An 888-nucleotide genomic window follows, 5' to 3' on the forward strand; every position below is an offset into this window, starting at 1 on the left:
AGCCGAAGGCGACCGTGAGGACGAGCCCGAGCGGGTCGCGCTCCCGATCACGGAGCCGCCGACCGAAACGCGGGTGCGAGAGGTGGTCCGGCAGCTCGAGCCCGAGCCCCGTAACCCGGACCTCGAGGACCTGCTGGCCGAGCGGGGCTGGAGCGACGCCGACCTCGAGTCGGTCCCGGGCTCGTGGGCGGTGATCGGCTCGGTGATCCTCGTGACGGTTCCGGAGGACTGTCCCGACGAGGCCGCACTCGGGGAGGCCCTGCTCGAGTTACACGGCGAGGCCGACAGCGTGCTGGCCGACGAGGGGATCGAAAACAATGGGACAGCTGGCACCTATCGCGAGCCCCGCACCAGACTGATCGCGGGCGACGACGACACGGAGACGATCCACACCGAACACGGCACACGGTACGGACTCGATCCCGCGACAGTGATGTTCTCCCCGGGTAATCAGGCCGAGCGCGCCCGCATGGGCGAACTAGGGAGCGAGGACGAGCACGTCTTCGACATGTTCGCCGGTATCGGCTACTTCACCCTCCCGATGGCTCGAGCGGGTGCGCGGGTGACCGCGACCGAAATCAACCCGACCGCCTTTCGCTACCTGCTCGAGAACGCCGTGCTCAATGACGTCGGCGATCGGGTCGACGCCTACATGACCGACTGTCGCGATCTCGCGAGCGAGATCGATGCCGATCGCGTCGTCATGGGCTACTACGGGAGTTCTGACGGCTCGGACGCCGACGGAAACGATGCGGTGGACCACGGAACGCGAACCGACGAGGCTCACGACTTCCTCCCCGACGCCCTCGCAGCGCTCGTCCCCGGCGGCGTCGTCCACTACCACGAGGCGACCCCCGAGTCGCGGCTCTGGGACCGGCCGCTCGAGCG

The 888-nt window shown here is 68.5% G+C and carries 1 protein-coding gene; it reads left to right on the forward strand.

Going from position 1 to position 888, the window contains the following annotated elements:
* The coding region (locus tag PGX04_RS17265) for a class I SAM-dependent methyltransferase (RefSeq protein ID WP_273739649.1) at nucleotides 1–888 on the forward strand (888 nt) is incomplete at both ends.

The sequence above is a fragment of the Natrinema soli genome, assembly GCF_028618695.1.